The 22,906-nt window shown below is 68.2% G+C and carries 24 protein-coding genes; 12 read left to right on the forward strand and 12 right to left on the reverse strand.

Annotated features, from left to right (window positions below):
* Positions 1-3: 3 nt before the first annotated feature.
* Complete coding sequence (locus tag AC07Q9_RS05275) at positions 4-975, reverse strand: Bug family tripartite tricarboxylate transporter substrate binding protein (RefSeq protein ID WP_495307805.1); 972 nt, start codon at positions 973-975, stop codon at positions 4-6.
* 351 nt (positions 976-1,326) lie between these two features.
* On the opposite strand from AC07Q9_RS05275, the gene AC07Q9_RS05280 reads away from it, so the two are divergent.
* Together AC07Q9_RS05280 and AC07Q9_RS05285 are read left to right on the forward strand one after the other, a co-directional pair.
* Entirely contained in the window at positions 1,327-2,604 is a 1,278-nt protein-coding gene (locus AC07Q9_RS05280) for a porin (protein WP_495308225.1), read from the forward strand.
* 32 nt (positions 2,605-2,636) lie between these two features.
* Complete coding sequence (locus AC07Q9_RS05285) at positions 2,637-3,980, forward strand: amidohydrolase (RefSeq protein WP_495307807.1); 1,344 nt, start codon at positions 2,637-2,639, stop codon at positions 3,978-3,980.
* A gap of 71 nt (positions 3,981-4,051) precedes the next feature.
* Here AC07Q9_RS05285 and AC07Q9_RS05290 read toward each other — a convergent pair whose 3' ends face one another.
* The 8 genes from AC07Q9_RS05290 to AC07Q9_RS05325 form a co-directional block, all read right to left on the reverse strand.
* Positions 4,052-5,563, reverse strand: a complete 1,512-nt coding sequence (locus tag AC07Q9_RS05290; protein WP_390346221.1) for a tripartite tricarboxylate transporter permease — start codon at positions 5,561-5,563, stop codon at positions 4,052-4,054.
* Between the two features lie 19 nt (positions 5,564-5,582).
* Complete coding sequence (locus AC07Q9_RS05295; RefSeq protein ID WP_495307809.1) at positions 5,583-6,071, reverse strand: tripartite tricarboxylate transporter TctB family protein; 489 nt, start codon at positions 6,069-6,071, stop codon at positions 5,583-5,585.
* A gap of 135 nt (positions 6,072-6,206) precedes the next feature.
* Positions 6,207-7,994, reverse strand: a complete 1,788-nt coding sequence (gene tfpB / locus AC07Q9_RS05300; RefSeq protein ID WP_489059850.1) for a type IV pilus assembly ATPase TfpB — start codon at positions 7,992-7,994, stop codon at positions 6,207-6,209.
* A 10-nt stretch (positions 7,995-8,004) separates the two neighbouring features.
* Positions 8,005-8,784, reverse strand: coding sequence for a class I SAM-dependent methyltransferase (locus AC07Q9_RS05305; RefSeq protein WP_489059852.1), 780 nt, complete (start codon positions 8,782-8,784; stop codon positions 8,005-8,007).
* The gene (locus AC07Q9_RS05310) at positions 8,784-9,317 is read right to left on the reverse strand and encodes a DNA-deoxyinosine glycosylase (RefSeq protein WP_495307811.1); all 534 of its coding nucleotides are present in this window, start codon (positions 9,315-9,317) and stop codon (positions 8,784-8,786) included. The genes AC07Q9_RS05305 and AC07Q9_RS05310 overlap by 1 nt, the downstream gene beginning before the upstream one ends.
* Positions 9,318-9,357: 40 nt before the next feature.
* A complete protein-coding gene (locus AC07Q9_RS05315) occupies positions 9,358-10,179 on the reverse strand; it encodes a methyltransferase, TIGR04325 family (protein ID WP_495307812.1) in 822 nt (273 codons plus the stop codon).
* A 161-nt stretch (positions 10,180-10,340) separates the two neighbouring features.
* Positions 10,341-10,823: a hypothetical protein gene (locus AC07Q9_RS05320; protein ID WP_495307814.1), complete on the reverse strand. Its 483-nt coding sequence runs from the start codon at positions 10,821-10,823 to the stop codon at positions 10,341-10,343.
* A gap of 130 nt (positions 10,824-10,953) precedes the next feature.
* A complete protein-coding gene (locus tag AC07Q9_RS05325; RefSeq protein WP_495307816.1) occupies positions 10,954-11,814 on the reverse strand; it encodes a TatD family hydrolase in 861 nt (286 codons plus the stop codon).
* 88 nt (positions 11,815-11,902) lie between these two features.
* Between AC07Q9_RS05325 and AC07Q9_RS05330 the strand changes: the two genes are divergently transcribed.
* From AC07Q9_RS05330 to AC07Q9_RS05345, 4 genes are read left to right on the forward strand one after another with little or no spacing between them, the layout of a single operon-like run.
* On the forward strand, positions 11,903-12,901 hold the full coding sequence (locus tag AC07Q9_RS05330) for a S1C family serine protease (RefSeq protein ID WP_495307818.1): 999 nt from the start codon (positions 11,903-11,905) through the stop codon (positions 12,899-12,901).
* Between the two features lie 24 nt (positions 12,902-12,925).
* Positions 12,926-13,951: an AAA family ATPase gene (locus AC07Q9_RS05335; RefSeq protein WP_070063644.1), complete on the forward strand. Its 1,026-nt coding sequence runs from the start codon at positions 12,926-12,928 to the stop codon at positions 13,949-13,951.
* Positions 13,932-14,927 (forward strand): DUF58 domain-containing protein, encoded by a 996-nt coding sequence (locus AC07Q9_RS05340; RefSeq protein ID WP_062478616.1) that lies wholly within the window; start codon positions 13,932-13,934, stop codon positions 14,925-14,927. The genes AC07Q9_RS05335 and AC07Q9_RS05340 overlap by 20 nt, the downstream gene beginning before the upstream one ends.
* Entirely contained in the window at positions 14,924-15,961 is a 1,038-nt protein-coding gene (locus AC07Q9_RS05345; protein ID WP_492677228.1) for a VWA domain-containing protein, read from the forward strand. Before AC07Q9_RS05340 ends, AC07Q9_RS05345 begins: the two co-directional genes overlap by 4 nt.
* Here AC07Q9_RS05345 and AC07Q9_RS05350 read toward each other — a convergent pair.
* On the reverse strand, positions 15,945-16,538 hold the full coding sequence (locus AC07Q9_RS05350; RefSeq protein WP_495307820.1) for a TetR/AcrR family transcriptional regulator: 594 nt from the start codon (positions 16,536-16,538) through the stop codon (positions 15,945-15,947). The genes AC07Q9_RS05345 and AC07Q9_RS05350 overlap by 17 nt on opposite strands.
* A 151-nt stretch (positions 16,539-16,689) precedes the next feature.
* On the opposite strand from AC07Q9_RS05350, the gene AC07Q9_RS05355 reads away from it, so the two are divergent.
* Entirely contained in the window at positions 16,690-17,493 is an 804-nt protein-coding gene (locus tag AC07Q9_RS05355; protein ID WP_495307821.1) for an SDR family NAD(P)-dependent oxidoreductase, read from the forward strand.
* Here the strand turns inward: AC07Q9_RS05355 and AC07Q9_RS05360 are convergent.
* Both AC07Q9_RS05360 and AC07Q9_RS05365 read right to left on the reverse strand, forming a co-directional pair.
* Positions 17,475-18,119 (reverse strand): TetR/AcrR family transcriptional regulator, encoded by a 645-nt coding sequence (locus tag AC07Q9_RS05360; RefSeq protein WP_495301009.1) that lies wholly within the window; start codon positions 18,117-18,119, stop codon positions 17,475-17,477. The two genes, AC07Q9_RS05355 and AC07Q9_RS05360, sit on opposite strands and share 19 nt — an antisense overlap.
* Before the next feature lie 71 nt (positions 18,120-18,190).
* Positions 18,191-18,793, reverse strand: coding sequence for a phenylacetic acid degradation protein PaaY (locus AC07Q9_RS05365; protein ID WP_495307824.1), 603 nt, complete (start codon positions 18,791-18,793; stop codon positions 18,191-18,193).
* Positions 18,794-18,975: 182 nt separating this feature from the next.
* Between AC07Q9_RS05365 and AC07Q9_RS05370 the strand changes: the two genes are divergently transcribed.
* The 5 genes from AC07Q9_RS05370 to paaB are packed head-to-tail and all read left to right on the forward strand — an operon-like array spanning position 18,976 to position 22,897.
* Positions 18,976-19,779 (forward strand): enoyl-CoA hydratase-related protein, encoded by an 804-nt coding sequence (locus tag AC07Q9_RS05370; protein ID WP_099795402.1) that lies wholly within the window; start codon positions 18,976-18,978, stop codon positions 19,777-19,779.
* A gap of 1 nt (position 19,780) precedes the next feature.
* A complete protein-coding gene (gene paaI / locus AC07Q9_RS05375) occupies positions 19,781-20,227 on the forward strand; it encodes a hydroxyphenylacetyl-CoA thioesterase PaaI (protein ID WP_056578139.1) in 447 nt (148 codons plus the stop codon).
* A 14-nt stretch (positions 20,228-20,241) separates the two neighbouring features.
* The gene (gene paaK / locus AC07Q9_RS05380; protein ID WP_495307826.1) at positions 20,242-21,552 is read left to right on the forward strand and encodes a phenylacetate--CoA ligase PaaK; all 1,311 of its coding nucleotides are present in this window, start codon (positions 20,242-20,244) and stop codon (positions 21,550-21,552) included.
* A 41-nt stretch (positions 21,553-21,593) separates the two neighbouring features.
* Positions 21,594-22,604: a 1,2-phenylacetyl-CoA epoxidase subunit PaaA gene (gene paaA, locus AC07Q9_RS05385; RefSeq protein WP_495307828.1), complete on the forward strand. Its 1,011-nt coding sequence runs from the start codon at positions 21,594-21,596 to the stop codon at positions 22,602-22,604.
* Positions 22,601-22,897: a 1,2-phenylacetyl-CoA epoxidase subunit PaaB gene (gene paaB / locus AC07Q9_RS05390; RefSeq protein ID WP_056578133.1), complete on the forward strand. Its 297-nt coding sequence runs from the start codon at positions 22,601-22,603 to the stop codon at positions 22,895-22,897. Before paaA ends, paaB begins: the two co-directional genes overlap by 4 nt.
* The last annotated feature ends 9 nt before the right edge of the window (positions 22,898-22,906 follow it).

Consider the following 22,906-nt stretch of genomic DNA (forward strand, 5'->3'; position numbering starts at 1 on the left):
TCGTTAGTCGTTCGTGATCTTGCGATCGACGACGATCTTTTTCCATTTGGCGGCGTCGATGGCCACCATCTTTGCGAACTGCTCGGGCGTGCCCGCGTTCGCCGGCTCGATGCCCAGGCGCGCGAGCTTGTCCTTCAGCTCCGGATCGGCCAGCGCCTCGTTGGCGGCCTTGTTCACGCGCGCCACGATGTCGGCCGGCAGGCCCTTCGGGCCGTAGAAGCCGAACCAGGTGGTCGACTCGAAGCCGGGCAGCGTGTCGGCGATGGGCGGCAGCTCGGGCGCGAGCGGGCTGCGCTTGAGCGAGGTCACGCCCAGCGCGCGCAGCCGGCCGTCGCGCACGTGCGGCATGCCGGTGGGCAGCGAGTCGAACAGCACGTCGACCTTGCCGCTGATGAGATCGGGCACCGCCAGCGCCGTGCCGCGGTAGGGGATGTGCGTGACGAACACGCCGGCCTGCGCCTTGAACAGCTCCGCCGTGAGCTGCACGATGGTGCCGTTGCCGCTCGATGCGTAGTTGAGCTTGCCGGGGTTCTTCTTGGCGTTGTCGATCCATTCGCGCACCGTCTTGGCGGGCGTGTTGATCGGCACCAGCATGATGCTCGGCGCATCGCCCACGTGGGCGATGGGCGTGAAGTCGCGCACCGTGTCGTAGGGCAGCTTCGGCGTGATGGCCGGGCCGATGGCGTGCGTGCTCGTGGTCGCGAGCAGCAGCGTGTAGCCGTCGGGCGGCGCCTTGGCGGCCTGGTCGGAACCGATCGCACCGCCCGCGCCGGGCTTGTTGTCGACCACCAGCGTGGCGCCGAGCTTCTCGCCCATCTTCTGGCCCAGCGTGCGGGCAAACAGGTCGGTGGCACCGGCCGCCGGGAACGGCACGATCAGGCGGATGGGCCGGTTCGGGTAGTTCTGGGCCAGTGCGGGCACCGCGGCCAGCACCAGCGCAGCCGCGGCAAGCGCGGCGCGGGTGGTTCGTTTCATGGAATTCATTGTGTCCGAGGTGGTGTGTCGGGAGCGCGCCTTGTCCGACGTGGCCGCAGGATTGGACACGCTGGGCATTGAAAAGGGAAATGGATTTATCGGATAGATATATGAATCTGGCGCATCAATGTGGCCACGGCCATCACGCGGCGCGAGGCCCCGCGCCCGACCATCAGAAATAGCGATGGGGTCGCATCAGCAAACGGTATTTCCTCCCGGGCGCCCTGCCGTCCGATAGTCGCGCCAGTCCACTCGACACAGAAGTGGCGCACAGGAGACCTCCCCTTGAACCTTCCTTCCTTCGAGGGCGCCGATGCCGGCGCCCTCTGCTTCAGCTCGCGCGTTCTTCGCGTGAAGCGGCACCCGCTCGGCCTGGCCCTGCTGGCGCTGGCCGGCGCGGCCTCGGCGCAGTCCTCGGTGACGCTGTTCGGCGTCATGGATGCGGGCGTCAGCCATTTCGAGACCGTCAGCGAGTACCGCCCGGCGTTCGATCCGAGGCGCCCTGCCGCCGCCGTGCTCGCCGCGGCCGTGCCGCGGGTGACGCAAAGCCAGACCACGCTGTCGCGCGGCGGCTACCGCGGCAGCAGCCTGGGCTTTCGGGGCACGGAAGACCTGGGTGGTGGCCTGGCGGCGAGCTTCTGGCTGGAGTCGAACATCGCCAACGACGACGGCAAGACGGGCCTGGCCTCGTTCGCCAAGCGTTCGACGCTGAGCCTGTCGGGCGGCTTCGGCGAGCTGCGGCTGGGCCGCGACTACACGCCGATCTTCCGCAACGACTCGCTGGCCGACCCCTTCGCCGTGCAGGGCGCGGGCCTGTCGGTGATCGCGCGCGTCAACAGCGCCTCGTCCACGCTCCTGGGCGGCGCACCGGCCGGCGTGGCGGCCGGCGACAACTACGCGCGCGCCAGCAACAGCATCGGCTACTTCCTGCCGCCGGACCTCGGCGGCTTCCACGGGCAGCTCCAGTACGCCCTGCCCGAGAACACCCGCTACAGCCCGGACGTGACGCCGACGAACGCGCGCGGGCGCTACCTGGGCGGGCGCTTCGGCTACGCCAAGGGACCGCTCAACGTGGCGCTGGCGTTCGGTGAAGACAACAAGGACCGCCTGCCCTCGGGTTCGGCAGCCAAGCCGCCCGTCGACGCCGGCGGCGAGGACCGGCTGAAGACCGTCAGCCTCAGTGCCACCTACGACTTCGGCCCCGTCAAGCTGCTGGGCGAGTTGTCGCAACTGCGGCACCGGCGCGCGCAGGCACAGCCGTGGATGCAGGATCGCACCGACAAGTACAACGGCTACCTGGTGGGCGCCACGGTGCCCGTGGGCCCGGGACTCGTCCGCGCCTCGTTCGGTCGCGTCAGCTACAAGGCCGGCGCCACCGGCCTGCCGGGAGACACCGCGCAAGGCGCCAGCGCCAGCCAATGGGCGCTGGGCTACGTGCACCACCTGTCCCGCCGCACGGCGCTGTACGCCACGTTCGCGCGCGTTCGCATCCGGGACGGCCAGAACGACAAGGCGATCGGCGCCGTGACGAGCGCCAGCGACGCGCCCTATCCGGGCTACCTGGCCGCCAGCGGCTGGCGCCCGCGCAGCGCCACGGGCTACGACTTCGGCATCCGCCACATCTTCTGATCTTCCTCTTCATGCGCCCCTGCACTCATTCCATGCCGACCCACGCACACACCTTCGCCCTTCGTTCACTGGCCGCCGCCGCCCTCCTCGCCCTCAGCCTCGGCGCAGGCGCGCAGGCCCAGCCCGCCGCATCACCGCAGGCGTCGGCGATCCCGCCGCTCGTCGATGCGATGTACCCCCGGCTCGACGCCCTCTACAAGGACCTGCACGCCCACCCCGAGCTCGCTTTCAAGGAAACGCGCACCGCCGCCCTGCTCGCCGCCGAGATGCGCGCCATCGGCTTCGAGGTGACCGAGAAGGTCGGCGGCACCGGCGTCGTGGCGCTGTACCGCAACGGCCCCGGGCCGGTCGTGATGGTGCGCACCGACATGGACGGCCTGCCGATGGAAGAGAAGACCGGCCTGCCCTACGCCAGCCAGGCCCGCACCGACTGGGGCGGGCGCGACAGCTTCGTGGCCCACAGCTGCGGCCACGACATCCACATGGCCAGCTGGCTCGGCACCGCGCGCACGCTGGTCGCGCTCAAGGACCAATGGAAAGGCACGCTGATGTTCATCGGCCAGCCCGCCGAAGAAACCGTCTCGGGCGCCAAGGCGATGCTCGCGGACGGCCTGTTCACGCGCTTTCCCAAGCCCGACGCCGCGTTCGCGCTGCACACGGCGCCCACGCCGCACGGCGCCATCGGCTACGGCATCGGCATCAGCAGTTCCAACTCCGACGCGCTGGAAATCGTCTTCAAGGGCCGCGGCGGCCACGGCTCGCGGCCGCACACCACCATCGACCCGATCGTGATCGCCGCGCGCTTCGTGACCGACGTGCAGGCCGTGGTGAGCCGCGAGAAAGACCCGGCCGAATTCGGTGTCGTGACCATCGGCGCCATCCAGGGCGGCACCGCCGGCAACATCATTCCCGACACGGTCACGCTGCGCGGCACCATCCGCTCGTACAAGCCGCAGGTGCGCGAGCAGCTGCTGGCCGGCGTGCGCCGCATGGCCATGGCGGCTGCGGCAACGAGCGGGGCGCCCGAACCCGTGGTCAAGCTGGTGCCGGGCGGAGAAGCGCTGGTCAACGACGAAGCGGTCGTGACCCGCGCGGCCGCCGCGCTCAAGCAAGCGCTGGGCGCAGCGCAGGTCATCGCCTCCACGGTGCCGTCGACGGGCAGCGAAGACTTCTCGGCCTTCATCAACGCCGGCGTGCCGTCGATGTACTTCACGATCGGCGTGCTCGATGCGCGGGACATCGCGGCCTCCGCCCAACCCGGCGGCAAGCCGCTGGCCCGCAACCATTCGCCCTTCTTCGCGCCGGTGCCCGAGCCGTCGATCAAGACCGGCGTGCACGCGATGACCGTCGCGGTGCTCAGCGCGCTGGGCCGATAGGGACGACGGCGTCCCCCAAAGAAAAACGGCGCCCGAGGGCGCCGTTTGTGCGTTCAGAGAAAGCCCGTCGATCAGTCTTCGACGAAGGCCTCTTCGCGCTTGGACTTCACGGCCGGCAACAGCACGATGATGAGCAGCAGGGCCGCCGCCGCCAGCAGGCTGGCCGAGATCGGACGCGTGACGAACACGCTCCAGTCGCCACGCGACAGCAGCAGCGAACGGCGCAGGTTCTCTTCCATCATCGGGCCCAGGATGAAGCCCAGCAGCAGCGGCGCAGGCTCGCAACCCAGCTTGAAGAAGGTGTAGCCCACCAGACCGAAGATGCCCACCATCCAGATATCGAAGGTGTTGTTGTTGGTCGAGTACACGCCGATCGCGCAGAACAGAACGATCGCCGGGAACAGGAACTTGTAGGGCACCGACAGCAGCTTGATCCACATGCCGATCAGCGGCAGGTTCAGGATGATCAGCATCGCATTGCCCAGCCACATCGAGGCAATGAGGCCCCAGAACAGCTCGGGGTTGCTGGTCATCACCTGCGGGCCCGGCTGGATGTTGTGGATGGTCATCGCGCCCACCATCAGCGCCATCACGGCGTTGGGCGGAATGCCCAGCGTCAAGAGCGGAATGAAGGAGGTCTGCGCGCCGGCGTTGTTGGCCGACTCGGGAGCTGCCACGCCGCGGATGTTGCCCTTGCCGAAGGGCACTTCGCCCGGCTTCAGCTTGGTCTTCTTCTCGATCGTGTAGGCCGCGAAAGCCGCCAGCAGTGCACCGCCGCCGGGCAGGATGCCCAGGGCCGAACCCAGCGCCGTGCCGCGCAGCACGGCAGGCACCATGCGCTTGAAGTCTTCCTTGGTCGGGAACAGGCCCGAGACCTTGGCGGTGAACACTTCGCGCTCGTCGTCCGGGCGCGAGAGGTTGGCAATGATTTCGCCGTAGCCGAACACGCCCATGGCGATGGCCACGAAGCCGATGCCGTCGGTGAGCTCAGGAATGTCGAAGCTGTAGCGTGCGACACCCGAGTTCACGTCGGTACCGACCAGGCCCATCAGCAGGCCCAGCACGATCATCGCGATCGCCTTGAGCAGCGAACCCGAGGCCAGCACCACGGCGCCGATCAGGCCCAGGATCATCAGCGAGAAGTACTCGGCCGGGCCGAACTTGAAGGCCAGCTCGGTCAGCGGCGGTGCGAAGGCGGCAAGAATGAGCGTGCCGACGCAGCCTGCGAAGAACGAGCCCAGGCCGGCCGCAGCGAGCGCCGGACCTGCACGGCCCTTGCGCGCCATCTGGTAGCCGTCGATCACGGTCACCACCGACGACGATTCGCCCGGCAGGTTCACCAGAATCGCGGTGGTCGAGCCACCGTATTGCGCGCCGTAGTAGATACCGGCCAGCATGATCAGCGCCGACACAGGCGGCAGCGCGTACGTGGCGGGCAGCAGCATCGCGATGGTCGCGACCGGGCCGATGCCCGGGAGCACGCCGATCAGCGTGCCCAGAATGCAGCCGACCAGGCAGTACAGCAGGTTCGTGAAGGTAAAGGCAACGCCAAAACCCATCGAGAGGTGTTCAAACAGTTCCATGGTGTGAGCAGCTTTCTTCTCAACCGGTGATGAAGGTCGGCCAGACCTGGATCTGCAGCTTGAGCGCCCAGATGAATGCGACGTAGCTGCCGATGGCCAGGATGGTGGCCAGGATCAGCACGGTCGGCAGCTTGAACTCGTGGCCCGCGAGGCTGGCGATGATCACGAGCGCGTAGATCGCGATGATCATGCCCATGGCCGGCACGCCGATGCTCGGCAGGCCGCCGAGCAGCACGCCGAAGGCGAGGTTGGCGCCCAGGATGAACACCACTTGCTTCCAGGCCCACTTGCCGATCTTTTCGCCGTCGGTCGTTTCAACGGAGAGCCCGCTGAACATGATGCCCAGGCCGATCAGCGCCATCAGGATGCCCAGCATCAGCGGGAAGTAACCCGGACCCATGCGGGCGCCGCTGCCCACGCTGTAGGTGGTGGCGCCCCATGCGAACGCCACGCCCACGACGGTGAACATCAGTCCCGAGAAAAAGTCTTTCTGACTTTTGATTTTCACGAACAGTCTCCTCGAACAATTTCGATGCGGGATTGTCGAGTCAGCCTCCGGTCAGGCTGATGTGGATTCCACTAACCGGGGGACTAGGGATAACCCGAAATGCCTCATGCCTCGTAGGACCCGAGGCCGCTGCTCCTATTCCAGCGGAGGCGTGGCGCTGAGCACTTCCTCGATGGTCGTCACGCCTTCGGCCACGCGCAGTGCGCCGGCCAATCGCAAGGGTCGCATGCCGTCGATCACGGCCTGGCGTCGCAGGCCCGTGAGGTTGGGTTCCTTGGTGACCTGGTCCTTGAACGGCTCGGTCACGCTCAGCAGTTCGTACAAACCCATGCGACCCATGTAGCCGGTCATGCGGCAGTCGACGCACCCCACCGGCTTGTAGGCACGCACCGGGCCGGTGATCTGCCACGGCTTGACGATGGCCTCGAGGCTCTCGCGCGTGACCGCGTCGTCGGGCTGCTTGCAATGCGGGCACAGCGTGCGCACCAAACGCTGCGCGAGCACGCCCAGCATCACGGCGGTGATGAGGTACGAGGGCACGCCCAGTTCCATCATCCGCGTGATGGCGCTCGGCGCATCGTTGGTGTGCAGCGTGCTGAACACGAGGTGGCCGGTGAGCGCGGCCTGCACCGCCATCTCGGCGGTGGCGAGGTCGCGGATTTCGCCGACCATGATGATGTCCGGGTCCTGCCGCATCAGCGCGCGCAGGCCCTCGGTGAAACCGAAGTCCAGCTGCGGCTGCACCTGCGTCTGGTTGAACGAGGGCTCGATCATTTCGATCGGGTCTTCGACCGTGCTCACGTTGACCTCTTCGGTCGCCACGCGCTTGAGCGTGGAGTACAGCGTGGTGGTCTTGCCCGAGCCCGTGGGCCCGGTCACCAGGATGATGCCGTTGGGCCGCGTGACGAGCTGCTCCCAGCGCTGCGCGTCGTGCTGCGCGAAGCCCAGCGCGTCGAGGTCTTTCACTGCGGTGTCGGGGTCGAAGATCCGCATCACCATCTTCTCGCCGAAGGCGGTCGGCAAGGTGGACAGGCGCATTTCGACTTCGTCGCCGCGCATGTTGCGGGTCTTGATGCGGCCGTCGAGCGGGCGGCGTTTTTCGACCACGTCCATGCGGCCCAGCAACTTGATGCGCGCGACCATCGCGTTCATCACGCCCATGGGCATCTGGTAGGCCGGGTGCAGGATGCCGTCGATGCGGAAACGGATCACGCCCTGCTCGCGGCGCGGCTCCAGGTGGATGTCGCTGGCGCGCTGGTCGAAGGCGTACTGCCACAGCCAGTCGACCACCTGCACCACGCTCTGGTCGTTCGCGTCGAGCTGCTTGGTGCTCTTGCCCAGTTCGACCAGCTGCTCGAAGCTCGCACCGCCGGTGTTGCCGCCGGCCTTCTGCGCGGCGCGCACCGACTTGGCGAGCGCAAAGAACTCGGCCGTGTAGCGCTGGATGTCGGCCGGGTTGGCCACCACGCGGCGCACGGTGCGCTTCGACTGGCGCTCGACCTCGGCGATCCAGTCGGTGAGGAAGGGCTCGGCCGTGGCCACCACCACCTCGTTCGGCAGCACCTGCACCGGCAGCACCTTGTGGCGCTCGGCGTAGCCGGCGCTCATGGTGTCGGCCACCTTGCCCACATCGACCTTGAGCGGATCGATGCGCAGATAAGCCAGGCCGGCGCGGCCGGCCAGCCACTGCGTGAGCGCCTCGAGGTCGAGCGGCTTGCCGTCGGCCTCGCGCGTCATGGCCACGTTGGCCAGGCGCACCAGCGGCGCCTGCCGGCTCTCGGCCTGGGCGCAGCGCGCGATGGTGCGCTTGGCCTCCATCGGCGAGATCACGCCGTCGGTGGCGAGCCATTCGATCAGGCGACGCAGGTCGAGCGGACCTTCGTGGCGGACAGCAGCAGCGGCGGCGGCAGGTACAGCGCTCATGAACCGGGAATCAGGTGGTGAGGGAAAGCGTCATCGGCTTGAAGACCCGCAGCCATTTCGGCGCGGGCAGGCCCCAGCGAGTCTGGATGGTTTGGGCGCGCTCGGCAAGCACCTCGCGCTTCGGGCGCGACGCTGTGCGCTGGGCCAGCACCACCGTGTTGCCTTCGCGCGTCGGCTTGAAGGCCCAGACCGCGTCGGCACCGAAGGCGGCGGCGATTTTCTCGAGGCTGCGTTCGTAGCTCGACGAGCGGCCGAAGAGGTTGACCGTCATGCAGCCGTCTTCGGTGAGCAGCGCGCGGCAGTCGGCGTAGAAGTCTTCGCTGTCGAGCACCGGCGCGGCGGCCTCGTGGTCGTACAGGTCGACCTGCAGCGCGTCGACCGTGCCCTGCCATTCGGGCTTGCGGATTTCCTCGGCCGCGTCGGCGATCACCACGCGCAGCTTCAGGTCGTCGGCCGGCAGCTTGAACCAGCCGCGGCAGGCCGACACCACCTGCGGGTTCAGCTCGACCGCGGTGGTGCGCATGCGCAGCGTCTTGCGGCTGAACTTGGTGAGCGTGGCCGCGCCCAGGCCCAGCTGCATGGCGTGGCGGTTGCCCACGCCCTTGCTGTCGACGAACAGCAGCCAGGCCATCATGCGCTGCACGTACTCGAGTTCGATCTCGAAGGGGGCGTCGAGCTTCATCGAGCCCTGGACCCATTCGGTGCCCAGGTGCAGGTAGCGGATGTCGCCCCAGTCGGAAAAATTGACTTCGGGGAGGACGAGGGTTTTCTTGTTTGCGGAGGAAGCCATCAGAGAAGGTGGTGGGCAACGAAGACCTCGCGCCAGGCCGCGAGCTTGCGCTCGAAGGACCACGACGCGTTGGCGGGGCTGGTGGATGGCAGCGAATACACCGGCACCCCGAGGGTGCGCGTGTGGCGTGCATGCTTGAAGCTCTCGCCGCCGTTGTGCGCGATGGCCGCGAGCTTCGGCAGGCGCAAGCCGGCGATGTCGTTCGCCACCGGCGCGCGGATGGCCGAATCGAGGCTGCCCTCGCGCTCGCAGGATGCGTACACGTCCCACACGCCCAGGCCGCGGTCGAGCAGCCAGCGGCAGCGCTGCGCGTAGCTGTCTATGCCCGACGGCAAGGGGACTTCGGGCCAGACGGCTTGCAAGATCTTCCAGAACTGGTTTTGGGGGTGTGCATAGTACTGCTGCCGCTCGAGCGACCTGACCCCGGGGAAGCTGCCGAGGACGAGCACGGCGGTCTGTGGCGAGACGATGGGCGGCAGGCCGGTGAGCAGGGCGGCGGCGGTGGCGGCATCGGGTGCGGCGGAAGGCTTCATGGGCGGTATCGTGCCACCGCCGCCGCCTGCCCGGCGCCGCTCAGCGCACGAAGTACAGGCCGCTGAACTGCGGCACACAGCGCTCGGGAAAGCCCGGCAGGTACAGCGAGCGCTCGAGCACCGGCCATTGGTCGCGCAGGACGTAGCCGCGCGCCTCGATCTCTTCGACGTACTGCCTGCGGTTGTAGACGTGCACCGGCGAGAAGCAGCCGGCTCCGATGTTCTGCGCCGTGACGTAGTCCTGGCCGTCATGCAGCGGGAGCTTGTTCAGCAGGAGATGGCGCGGCCGCACCGCGCAGTGCCGAAGCAATTCGCCGGGACGCGCGTTCTCGAAATACTGCAGGGAACCGGCGGCGATCCAGATGTCGTCGCCACCGCCCATGGCATGTTCCAGGTCGCCTGTGAAGCTCAGGCCATCGGCCTCGGCCCCGGGACGCTCGGCCATGTCCCGACCGATCGATGCGATGGCCGGCACTTCGACGACGCGCCAGGACAAGCCGCGCGGCATCTCGACATAGCGGCGGTAGGCGTAGAAGTGCACGCCCACCGAGCCGCCGATGTCGAGCACGCGGGTAGCTCCTTCTCTGAACGCGCGGTCGAGCCACCACATCACGGGGTAGTCGTAGGGGAACACCTTCTTCGTGCGCACGTCCACGTACTCGGCCGCGAGCGCCGCGTGGTCGAACGCCGGGCTGGCCGGCAGCCAGTCGCGCGCCTGAGCGAAGGAATCGAACACGCCGAAGTAGCTGCCGAACCCGGCTTCGGAAAGAAACTGCTGGCGTCGCCAGCGCAGCAGCGCCGGGCGGGTGACCGGCCCTTCGAGGATTTGCCGTACGACTTGCGAGGCGCTGGCGTGAGTCACGTCCTTTTCCATCATTCCGCCGGAAAGCAGAGCCTGTCCAGCGTAGTGTCGTCACCTGACTACGAGCACACCATCCCCTTGCTGCGGGCAGCCATGAAAGAACCCGCCGAAGCGGGTTCTTTCGAGAGGGCCGGAACAGGTCCGGCATCGGGATGGGTGACTTACTTCTTGGCGGCTTCGTTCTCGGCCGTGCCCGGCACCTTCTCGCCGATCGCCTTGCCGGCGCTGCGCATGCCGTCGGCCGTCTTGTGGCCGGCGTTCTCGACCGCGTCACCGGTTTTCACGGCCACGTTCTTGGTGGCGGCGGTGGCCTTCTTGGTCGTGTGCTTGGTGGCCTTCCAGGCCTTCTTGGTGCCGCGCTCGGTGGCGTTGACTGCCTTCTTGGTGCCGCTCTTGGTGGCATCCCAGGCCTTCTCGGCGCCGTTTTCGGTCGCGTTCACGGCCTTCTTGGTCGTGCTCTTGGTGGCGTCCCAGGCCTTTTCGGTGCCGCGTGCGGTGGCATCGACGGCGTCCTTGCCGGCTTCCTTCACCTTCTCGGTGGTCGTGGGCTCGGCCGCGGTGGTCTGCGCGATGGCCGACACGCCGATGGAAGCCAGCGCCAAAGCGAGCGCGACGGGCAGGGTGCGAACAAAAGATGTGGTCATGAAAGACTCCTTTTTTGAGTGAAGTGCGGAGTGACGACAGTGCCACTGGACAACCAACGCCACTTCGAACTTCAAGGATGACAGCAAAACCGGCCCGATGACCTGCGCTGGCGCAAGTCGGGAACTTGACCTACGCGGCAGGCGGACGCCCCTCCGACACGTTCAGCAGACTTTGGAGCTTCGGCAGGGCCGCCACCGCATTGCGCGTGGTGTTTTCAGCCAGCGACGCGATGTCGATGCCCCGCAGCTGCGCCACCACTTCGGCGATGCGCGGCAGCTCGCCCGGCTCGTTGCGGCCCTGCGCTTCGCCAGCATCGCGCTGCGCCTGCGTGCGATAGAGCCAGTGCGGCTGGATGTCGGGTGCGTCGGTTTCCATCACCAGCGCGTCCATCGGCAAGGTGGCCGCGAGGCGGCGCAGCTGCAGCGCGCGCTCGAAGGTCACGGCGCCGCCGAAGCCCAGCTTCAGGCCGATCTCGATGCAGGCCTGCGCCTGCTGTTCGCTGCCGTTGAACGCATGCGCGATGCCGTGCCACGGCCGCCCGCCCGCGGTCTGGCGCAGGTGCTTGAGCACCTTGTCGACCGAGCGCCGCACATGGATGAGCACGGGCAGTCCGTGCTTGCGCGCCAGTTGCAACTGAGTGTGAAAGAAGCGTTCCTGTTTGTCGGCGTCCAGGCCTTCGACGAAGTAGTCGAGCCCGATCTCGCCGACCGCCACCAGGCGCGGGTCGTCGCGCCGCGCATGCAGCTCGGCGTCGAGCGTCTGCAGGTCGGCATCGCTCGCCTGCCCCGTGCACAGCGGGTGGATGCCCAGCGCGTAGGCGTCGCCCCGCGCGTGCGCCAGTTCGCGCACGGTCGCGAAGTTGAAGGCCGCCACCGCCGGAATGACGCACAGCACCACGCCCTGCGCCGCCGCGCGGGCGCGGATGACGGGCATCTCCGCCCCGAATTCGGGCGCATCGAGGTGACAGTGGGTATCGACAAACGCAGCCATCGCGCGATGATGCCCGAAGGGATGCACAGGCGCGGAAAGCGTGCTACTGTGAACTCCTTCTCGCGTCTTATTAGCCGGAGGTTCTCCGATGCGCAGGCCCGCTTTCTACAGCCGCTCGCCCCGCACGCTGCCGCCGGCCGCAGAACCGGCGGCCGGGTCGCCGGCGGATGCCGCGGCTGTGGCCGGGGCCGACGCCGTGCCAGCCCCACCACCGCGCGCACGCTGGCAGCCCGGACGCCGCGCCTTCGCACTGCTCACCGTCACCTGCATTGCCATCGCCGCCGGCGGCGCCTTCTGGGCACCGCGCCACGGCGCCAAGGCACTCACGCAGAAAGACATCGACGCCGCCGTGCTGCGCACGCTGCAGACCAACACCCTGCCCTCACCGGCTGCCAAGGCCGCCGACATCGTGCGGCCCTCGGTGGTGCGCGTGGTCGGCTACGGCCCCGAGAAGGCCACGCCCGAAGCCAGGACCCAGAAGCGCGGTCGCAACATGGCCAAGGGCAAGCCGCCCGAAGCGCCCGCCGACGACGGCACGCCGGGCGAGGTCGAACGCGGCGTGGGCACGGGCGTGGTGATCGTCGACAAGGGCGTGATCCTCACCAACCTGCACGTGGTCGCCGGCGCCGAGAAGATCAAGGTCACCTTCGCCGACGGCCTGGAGGCCATCGCCGTCATCACCGGCGTGCAGCCCGAGAACGACCTCGCGGTGCTGCAGGCGCAGAAGATCCCCGACGACCTGATCCCCGCCGTGATGCGCTCCACCGCCGACCTGCGCCCCGGCGACCAGGTGGCCGCGGTGGGCTTTCCGTTCGGCATCGGACCCTCGGTGTCGGCCGGCGTGGTGTCGGGCCTGAAGCGCTCCTTTCGCTCGCCCGAGGGCAAGCAGGAGCTGGGTAACCTGATCCAGTTCGACGCCGCCGCCAACCCCGGCAATTCGGGCGGGCCGCTCATCAACATGGACGGCGAGGTGCTCGGCATCGTCACCGCCATCCTCAACCCGACGCAACAGCGCACCTTCATCGGCATCGCCTTCGCGGTGCCGATCGAGAACGCCGCCTCGGCAGCAGGCTCGCCGCCTTTCTGATTTCTTCGAAAGAAAGCCCTTCGCATGAGCACAGAAAACCCGACCTCGTCGACCTTTGCAACCGCCCCCGCCACCGCCGAGCTGATGGAGCAGATCCTCTACGAGGTGAAGCGCGTGGTCGTGGGGCAGGACCGCTTTCTCGAGCGCGTGATGGTCGCGATGCTCGCGGGCGGGCACCTGCTGGTCGAAGGCGTGCCGGGGCTGGCCAAGACGCTCACCATCAAGACGCTGGCCGACACGGTGCGCGGCCAGTTCAAGCGCATCCAGTTCACGCCCGACCTGGTGCCGGCCGACCTCGTGGGCACGCGCATCTACAACCAGAAGACGGGCGAATTCAGCACCTCGCTGGGCCCGGTGTTCGCCAACCTGCTGCTGGCCGACGAAATCAACCGCGCGCCGGCCAAGGTGCAAAGCGCGCTGCTCGAGGTGATGCAGGAGCGCCAGGTCACCATCGCCGGCGAGACGCACAAGGTGCCGCGCCCCTTTCTCGTGATGGCCACGCAGAACCCGATCGAGACCGAAGGCACCTACCCGTTGCCCGAGGCCCAGGTCGACCGTTTCATGATGAAGGTGATGGTCGACTACCCGAGCGACGAGGAAGAGTTCGTGATCGTGCAGCGCGTGATCGGCCCGCCCGTCTCGGCCACGCCGGTCGCCACCACCGAACAGCTGGCCGAGCTGCAGGCCGAGGCGCGGCGCGTGTACGTCGACCCTTCGCTGATCCAGTACGCCGTGAAGCTGGTGTCGGCCACGCGCACGCCCGAGAAGCACGGCCTGAAGGACCTGCGCCGCTTCATCACCTTCGGCGCCAGCCCGCGCGCGAGCATCAGCCTCACCGAAGGCGCGCGCGCCCTGGCGCTGCTGCGCGGTCGCAGCTACGCGCTGCCTGAAGACATGAGCGCGCTGGTGCCCGACGTGCTGCGCCACCGCGTGACGCTGTCCTACGAAGGCCTGTCCGAAGGGCTCACGCCCGACGGGCTGATCGAGAAGATCATGAAGGCCGTTCCCGCACCTCCCAAGCCCCTGGAACATGAAAAGCTGGTGGCGTAAGGCCCCCGAGGCCGCGAACGACGACCGGCTCGCGATCGAAGCCGGCGGGGCCGAACGCGCGCTGCGCCGGCTCGAGTGGACCGTGATCCGCCGCCTCGACGGCCTGCTGCAGGGCGACTACCGCACGCTGATGCGCGGCACCGGCCTGGACCTGGCCGACCTGCGCGAGTACCAGCACCACGACGACGTGCGCCACATCGACTGGAACGTCACCGCGCGGCTGCAGACGCCGCACGTGCGCGTGTTCACCGAAGACCGCGAGATGGCCGCGTGGTTCGTGCTCGACCTGAGCCGCTCGGTCGATTTCGGCTCGGGCCTGAAGGCCAAGCGCGAGATCTCGGCCGGCTTCGTCGGCGTGCTCGCGCGGCTGCTCACGCGGCACGGCAACCGGGTCGGCGCGCTGGTCTACGGCCGCGACCTCGAGGCCGTGATTCCGCCGCGCACCGGCCGCCGCCATGTGCTGCACCTGCTGCACGCGATGGAAAAGCGCGCCCACCAGGCCGAGGCCGCGCCCGCGCAGAAAGGCATGACGCGCCTGGCCGACCTGCTGACCTCGGCCGCCGCGCTCATGCCGCGCCGCTCCACGGTGTTCGTGGTGTCCGACTTTCTCAGCGAGCCCGGCTGGGAGCGCCCACTGGGCCAGCTGGTGCAGCGGCACGAAGTGATTGCCGTGCGCCTGTTCGATCCGCTCGAGCTCGAGCTGCCCGACCTCGGCCTGGTGCCGCTGCGCGACGCCGAGACCGGCGAGCAGCTGTGGGTCGACACCCATGACGCGGGGTTCCGCAAACGCTTCGCGCGGCTGGCCGCCGAGCGCGAGACCACCCTGCGCGAGTCGCTGGCCCGGGCCGGCGTCGACGCCCTCGAACTCTCGACCAACGACGATCTGGTCGAAGCCATCGTGCGATTCGCGGACCTGCGCAAGCGCCGGGTCCGCGGTGTTGCAGCGGGTGGCGGGAAGGCGGTGGTGGCGGCATGACATTCCTCTGGCCTCAATTCCTCTGGCTGCTGGCGGCCTTGCCGCTGCTGGTGCTCCTGTATGTCTGGCTGATCCGCCGCAAGAAGAAGATGGCGGTGCGCTACGCCAGCCTGTCGATCGTGCGCGAGGCCATGGGCCCGGGCCAGAGCCTGCGGCGCCACATTCCGCCGCTGCTGTTCCTGGTGGCCATGGCCGCCATGCTCGTGGCGGCGGCGCGGCCGATGGCGGTGGTGGTGCTGCCCTCGAACCAGCAGACCATCATCCTGGCGATGGACGTGTCGGGCAGCATGCGCGCGGCCGACGTGCTGCCCAACCGGCTGGTGGCGGCGCAGGAAGCGGCCAAGAGTTTCATCAAGGACCTGCCGCGCCACGTGAAGGTCGGCATCGTCGCCTTCGCGGGCAGCGCGCAGGTGGCGCAGTTGCCCACCACCAGCCACGACGACCTTGTCACGGCCATCGACAGCTTCCAGCTGCAGCGCGCCACGGCCACGGGCAACGCCATCGTGGTGTCGCTGGCCACGCTGTTCCCCGACGCGGGCATCGACATCTCGCAGTTCAGCGCACCCAGCCGCCAGCGCGGCATCCCGATCGACCAGAACGAGAAGCAGCTCAAGGAGTTCACGCCCGTGGCGCCCGGCTCGTTCACCTCGGCCGCGATCATCATGCTGACCGACGGCCAGCGCACCACCGGCGTCGACCCGCTGGACGCCGCCAAGGCCGCGGCCGACCGCGGCGTGCGCATCTACACGGTGGGCGTGGGCACGGTCGACGGCGAGACCATCGGCTTCGAAGGCTGGTCGATGCGCGTGAGGCTCGACGAAGAAACCCTCAAGGCCATCGCCAACAAGACCAGCGCCGAGTACTTCTATGCCGGCACCGCGAGCGACCTGAAGAAGGTCTACGAAACGCTGAGCTCCAGGCTCACGGTCGAGAAGAAGGAAACCGAGATCTCCGCGCTGTTCGCGCTGGGCGCGGCGGTGCTCACGCTGCTGTCGGCGGGGCTGTCGCTGCTCTGGTTCAACCGGATTCTTTAGCGCGCGAAGCGCGAGGCTTGGGCGCGGCCTCGAGGCCGGCGAGCACCTCGCGCAGGATTTCTTCCGACAGCGCCTCGTCGTCCACCGCGCGGGCCATCACCACGCCGCCGTACATCGATGCCAGCGTGCGGATCGCATCGCCCCGTGCGTTCTTTTTCGAGCGCCATGGAAAGCGGCGGGTGAAGCGGTCGATGACGAGTTTCAGGTACGCCGTCAACGACGCATTCACGCCTTCGCCGTTGCCCGCCTGGCCGGCGAACGCCGCCATCAGGCAGCCCTCGGCACGCGCGTCGCGGTGCTCGTGGCTCAGGTAGGCCTGCACGTAGGCGCGCATGCCTTCGGGCGTTTCTCCGGCCGCGTCGAGGTCGGCGAGCGCGGACACCGCGGAGTGCGTGATGCACTCGGCCATCAGCGCCTCCTTCGAATCGAAGTGGTTGTAGAAGGGCCCGTGCGTGAGGCCGGTGGCTTTCATGACCTCGCTCACGCTCACGCCGAAGCCGCGCTCCTTGAACAGGCGCGACGCTTCCTCGAGGATCTTCTGGTGCTTTTCGGCGGTTTCTGCTGCGGGGTATCGCATGTGACCTCTTTCTGCTGCGGGGTACTTCGATCCCCCGTTTGACGCTATTCATGATAGTCGTCATGCTTCGACACCTCAAACATGATGGTCATCATGCTTGAAGTGCAAACGGCTTTTCCGACCCACCCTCTACCCTTTGAACGGATTCGAAATGAGCGATCAAGCAACCCCCGGCACCGCCGTTGTCACCGGCGCCTCGGCCGGCCTCGGCAAGATCTATGCGGACCGCCTGGCCCGCCGCGGCCACGACCTGCTGCTGGTGGCTCGGCGCGCCGAGCTGCTGGAAGCAGTCGCGGCCGACCTGCGCGCCCGGTACGGCGTGAAGGTGCAGACGCTGGCCGCCGACCTGGCCAGCGTCGGCGACCTCGAACGCGTGGCCCAGGCCGTGGCCGCCGACCCGTCGGTCACGCTGCTGGTCAACAACGCCGGGATTTCCACGCTCGCGCCCGTCGTGCAGACCACGCCCGCGCAGCTACAGAGCATGCTGGACGTGAACATCAACGCGCTCGCGCACCTGAGCCGCGCCGCGTTGACCGCCTTCAAATCGCGCAACCGCGGCACGCTGGTGAACGTGGGCTCGGTGCTGGGCTTTCACACGCTGCCGATCAGCAGCATCTACAGCGGCACCAAGGCCTTCGTGGTCGCGTTCACGCGCGGACTGCAGGACGAAGTGGCGGGCACCGGCGTGAAGGTGCAGCTGGTGCTGCCGGCGGCCACGGCCACCGACATCTGGGAGCTGTCGGGCGTGCCGATGTCGACGCTGGCCGAAGGCACGATCATGGCCGCCGAAGACTGCGTGGATGCCGCACTGGCCGGGCTCGACCTGGGAGAGCCGATCACCCTGCCCTCGGTGAACGAGGCCAAGCTGCTCGCGGCGTTCACCGAGGCGGGCGCCACCCTGTTCAGCGCGTCGCAGACCGGCAAGCCGGCCACGCGCTACCTGGCAGCAGCCTGATCGGCCCCGGCGGGGGTCGCGGCGGGGTCCGGCAGCTTCACCGCCCCCACGCCGCCCAGGAACAGGTCGGCCACGATCGGCGCGATGGCCGCGTGGTCGAGCCGGCCGCCGGGCTTCATCCAGGTGAACATCCAGTTGATCATGCCGAACAGCAGCATGGTCAGCGGCTTGGCGAGCTCGTCGCTCGGCGCGCCGGGGTGCAGCGCCGACACGGCGCGCGCAAAGCCGGCGACCACGGCGCGCTCCTGGTCGAGCACGCGCTCGCGGTCTTCGTCCTCGAGAAAGCGCACGTCGTCGGTCAGCACGCGGTGCGCGTCCTGCGCGCCGGCGTACTCCTCGACGATGCGGTAGATGAAGCGGCGCAGGCGCTCTTCGTCGGTGGACGGCTGGGCCTCTTCCTCGGCCACCAGCGCCGCCAGCTTCGAGACGTGCGTCTCGGCGATGCTGATGAGCAGGCTGCTCTTGTCCTTGTAGTAGTGATAGAGCGTGGCCTTCGACAGGTTGCAGGCCTCGGCGACTTGGTTCATCGAGGTCGCGGGATAGCCGCGGCGGGCGAACAGCTGGGCGGCCTGCGCGAGGATCAGTTCACGCTGGTCGTCGTAGGTGGCGGATCTTCCACGCGGCATCGGGTCTTCTTCCTGGGTTGTCTGTCGGTTGCTGGGTTGCAGCAGTCGCGATCTTGCATGAAGCCGCAGGGCTATCCGCGGCGGGTGGCGATCAGGGATTTCACGTCGGTGGCGGGCAGGCGGGGCCGGTCCTTTTCCACCTCGGCGAGCGGCACCACCTCGTGCAGGCTGGCCAGGCTGCGCACCGTCAGCGCCTGGTAGGTCTGCGTGCCTTCGAGCTTCCAGGCGATCTCTTCGTCGCTGAGTTCGCGCCGCACCTTGGCCGGGATGCCCGCCGCGAGCGAACGCGCGGGCACCTTCATGCCGGCGGGCACGAAGGCGCAGGCCGCGACGATGGCTTTCTCGCCCACCTCGGCCTCGTCCATCACCACCGCGTTCATGCCCACCAGCGCATCGCGCCGCACGATGCAGCTGTGCAGGATCGCGCCGTGGCCGATGTGGCCGTTGACCTCCACCACCGTGTCGTTGTCGGGAAAGCCGTGGATGCAGCAGTGGTCCTGAACGTTGGAGCCTTCCTGCAAGACGATGCGGCCGAAGTCGCCGCGCAGGCTGGCGCAGGGGCCGACATAACAGTGGGGGCCGACGATCACGTCGCCGATCAGCACGGCCGTGGGATGCACGTAGGCGCTCGGGTCGACGACAGGAATCACGCCGTCGATGGAATAGCTGGGCATTCGGTCTCCTTGTTTTTTCGTGGGCTGCTCGGCCACGCCGGATTCATTCACACCTTCCTAGGGTTTGCCCTGAATGCACCCCGCTTGTGCCGGAATCGAGGTCGATCCTAAAATCAACCGAACGGTCGGTCAATAGTGTTTGACCTCCCGATCCGGCCCCACACAGGATGAAAGAGACACGCATGACTGAGCCTTTGGTACTCATCAGCGACAGCGGCGCCGTCCGCACGCTGAGCCTGAACCGCCCCGCGGCGCTCAACAGCTTCACGACCGGGCTGCACGCCGAACTGCTGGCCGCGCTCGAAGCCGCGGCCGCCGACAGCAGCGTGCGCTGCGTGGTGCTCACCGGTGCCGGTCGCGCCTTCTGCGCGGGGCAGGACCTGGCCGACCCGTCGGTCGCGCCCGACCCCACGCCGGGCGCCGCGCCCAAGGACCTGGGCCACGTCATCTCTGCTTATTACGGCCCGCTGGTCGCACGCCTGCGCTCGATGCCGGTGCCGGTGGTTGCCGCCGTCAACGGCGTGGCGGCCGGCGCGGGCGCCAACCTCGCGCTGTGCTGCGACCTCGTCGTGGCCGGCCGCTCGGCCAGCTTCATCCAGGCCTTCACCAAGATCGGCCTCGTGCCCGACACCGGCGGCACCTGGCTGCTGCCGCGTCTCGTGGGCCCGGCGCGCGCGCTGGGCATCGCGATGCTGGGCGACAAGTTGCCCGCCGAGGAAGCCGCCCGCATCGGCCTGATCTGGCAGTGCGTGGACGACGCGGCCCTGGCCGACACCGCCGCCGCGCTGGCGGCGCGCCTGGCCGGCATGCCCACGCGCGCGCTGGTCGCCACCCGCGAGGCGATGGCCGCCGCGCAGAACCTCGACCTGGGCGCGGCACTTGCCGAAGAAGCGCGCATCCAACGCGAGATGGGCAATGCCGACGACTACCGCGAAGGTGTCGAGGCTTTCCGCGCCAAGCGCGCCCCGGTGTTCAAGGACCGCTGAGATGACCGACGCTTCCCGCACCCCGCAACAGACCGCCGAGTTCGTGCGCGACGGCATGTTCGCGAACGACAACGCCAGCAAGGGCCTGGGCATGCGCATCGTGGAGGTCGGCCCCGGCCAGGCCACGCTCGAGATGCGCGTGCGCCCCGACATGCTCAACGGCCACGCCATCTGCCACGGCGGCTTCATGGCCACGCTGGCCGACTCCACCTTCGCCTTCGCCTGCAACTCGTACAACGAGCTGACCGTGGCCTCGGGCTTCGCCATCGACTTCCTCGCGCCGGCGCGCGAGGGCGACGTGCTCACCGCGCGCTGCTTCGAAGTCTCCAAGGCCGGCCGCACCGGCGTGTACGACACCGAAATCACCAACCAGCGCGGCGAGCGCATCGCGATGTTCCGCGGTCGCTCCTACACCGCCAAGGGCCGGCCGGCCGTCCCGGCCGCTTGAGGAGACACCCCACCATGACCGTGAAACGCCCCGCCCCCGGCGACCTCGACCCGATCGAAACCGCCAGCCGCGACGAGATCGCCGCCCTGCAACTCACGCGCCTGCGCGCCACGCTGCGCAACGCTTATGACAACGTGCCGCACTACCGCCAGGCCTTCGATGCCAAGGGCGTGCACCCCGACGACCTGAAGTCGCTGTCCGACCTGTCGAAATTCCCGTTCACGGTGAAGACCGACCTGCGCGACAACTACCCCTTCGGCATGTTCGCCGTGCCGCGCACGCAGGTGGCACGCATCCACGCGTCGTCGGGCACCACCGGCAAGCCGACCGTGGTGGGCTACACCAAGAACGACATCGACACCTGGGCCGACCTGGTCGCACGCTCGATCCGCGCGGCGGGCGGACGGCCCGGCGACATGATCCACGTGGCCTACGGCTACGGCCTCTTCACCGGCGGCCTGGGCGCGCACTACGGCGCCGAGCGCGCGGGCTGCACCGTCATCCCGATGTCGGGCGGCCAGACCGAGAAGCAGGTGCAGCTGATCCAGGACTTCAAGCCCGACATCATCATGGTCACGCCCAGCTACATGCAGGTGATCATCGAGCAGTTCGAGCGCCAGGGCCTCGACGCGAAAGACAGCTCTCTCAAGGTCGGCATCTTCGGCGCCGAGCCGTGGACCGAAGCCATGCGCCGCGACATCGAGACCCGCGCCGGCATCGATGCCGTCGACATCTACGGCCTCTCCGAAGTGATGGGCCCGGGCGTGGCCAGCGAATGCGTCGAGAGCAAGGACGGCCCGGTGATCTGGGAAGACCACTTCTACCCCGAGATCATCGACCCCGAAACCGGTGAGCTGAAGGCCGACGGCGAAGAAGGCGAACTGGTCTTCACCTCGCTGAGCAAGGAGGCCATGCCCATCGTGCGCTACCGCACGCGCGACCTCACGCGCCTGTTGCCGCCCACCTCGCGATCGTTCCGCCGCATGGGCAAGATCGTCGGGCGCAGCGACGACATGATGATCATCCGCGGCGTGAACGTCTTCCCCACGCAGGTGGAAGAGATCGTGCTCGCGCACAGCGCCCTCACCGGCCTGTACCAGGTGCGTGTGAGCCGCGAAGGCCTGCTCGACCAGGTCGAGGTGCACTGCGAACTCACGCCGCACGAAGCCGCCGCGGCCGACCGCAACGCCATCTCCGAGTGGGTGCAGCACCGCGTGAAGACGCTCATCGGCATCTCCACCCGCGTGGTCGTGCACGGCCCCGACGAAATGGAACGCACGCAGACCGGCAAGGCCCGGCGCGTCGTCGACACGCGCCCGCGCTGAACCGCCCGCGCCCCCACACACCGCACCGAAAGGACACGCACATGTACACCCAGGCCATGGACACGATGGGCAAGGACGCAGGCGACGGCAAGCAGAAGGCCGTGCGCTCCGCCGACGAGATGCGTCTCGAGGAACGCTTCGACGCGCGCATCGACGCCGGCGACTTCATCGAGGCGAAAGACTGGATGCCCGAGCACTACCGCAAGACGCTGGTGCGCCAGATCAGCCAGCACGCGCACTCCGAAATCGTCGGCATGCTGCCCGAGGGCAACTGGATCAGCCGCGCGCCCACGCTCAAGCGCAAGGCCATCCTGCTGGCCAAGGTGCAGGACGAAGGCGGTCACGGCTTGTACCTGTACGCCGCCGCCGAAACGCTGGGCACGTCGCGCGACCAGATGTTCGACGCGCTGCACACGGGCAAGGCCAAGTACAGCTCGATCTTCAACTACCCCACGCTCAGCTGGGCCGACATGGGCACCATCGGCTGGCTGGTCGACGGCGCGGCCATCATGAACCAGGTGCCGATCTGCCGCTGCTCGTACGCGCCGTACGCGCGCGCCATGATCCGCATCTGCCGCGAAGAGAGCTTTCACCAGCGCCAGGGTTACGAGTCGCTGCTGACCATGATGACCCACGGCACCGACGCGCAAAAGGCCATGGTGCAGGACGCGGTCAACCGCTGGTGGTGGCCCTCGATCATGATGTTCGGCCCGCCGGACGACCAGTCGCCCAACTCGGCGCAGTCGATGCGCTGGGGCATCAAGCGCTTCAGCAACGACGAGCTGCGCCAGAAGTTCATCGACGCCACCGTCGAACAGGCCGCGATCCTCGGCGTGACCCTGCCCGACCCCGACCTCAAGTGGAACGAAGAACGCCAGGCGCACGACTTCGGCGTCATCGACTGGAGCGAATTCTGGCGCGTGATCGCCGGCGACGGCCCCTGCAATCGCGAACGCCTGCAGGCCCGCGTCGACGCCTGGGACGACGGCGCCTGGGTGCGCGAAGCCGCCCTCGCCCACGCCAACAAACAACCGATGAAGGAAGCAGCATGAGCACCGAAGTGAAGCAAGAGTGGCCCCTGTGGGAAGTGTTCGTGCGCAGCAAGGCCGGCCTGGACCACAAGCACTGCGGCAGCCTGCACGCGGTCGATCCGAAGATGGCGATCCAGATGGCGCGCGACGTCTACACGCGCCGCCAGGAAGGCAGCAGCATCTGGGTGGTGCGCTCCGACCAGATCGTGGCCAGCGACCCCGGCGACAAGGACATGTTCTTCGACCCCGCCGAAGACAAGGTGTACCGCCACCCCACCTTCTACGCGCTGCCCAAGTCCGTGGACCACATGTGAGCCAGGAAC

Source organism: Variovorax sp. GW821-FHT09A10 (assembly GCF_059418385.1).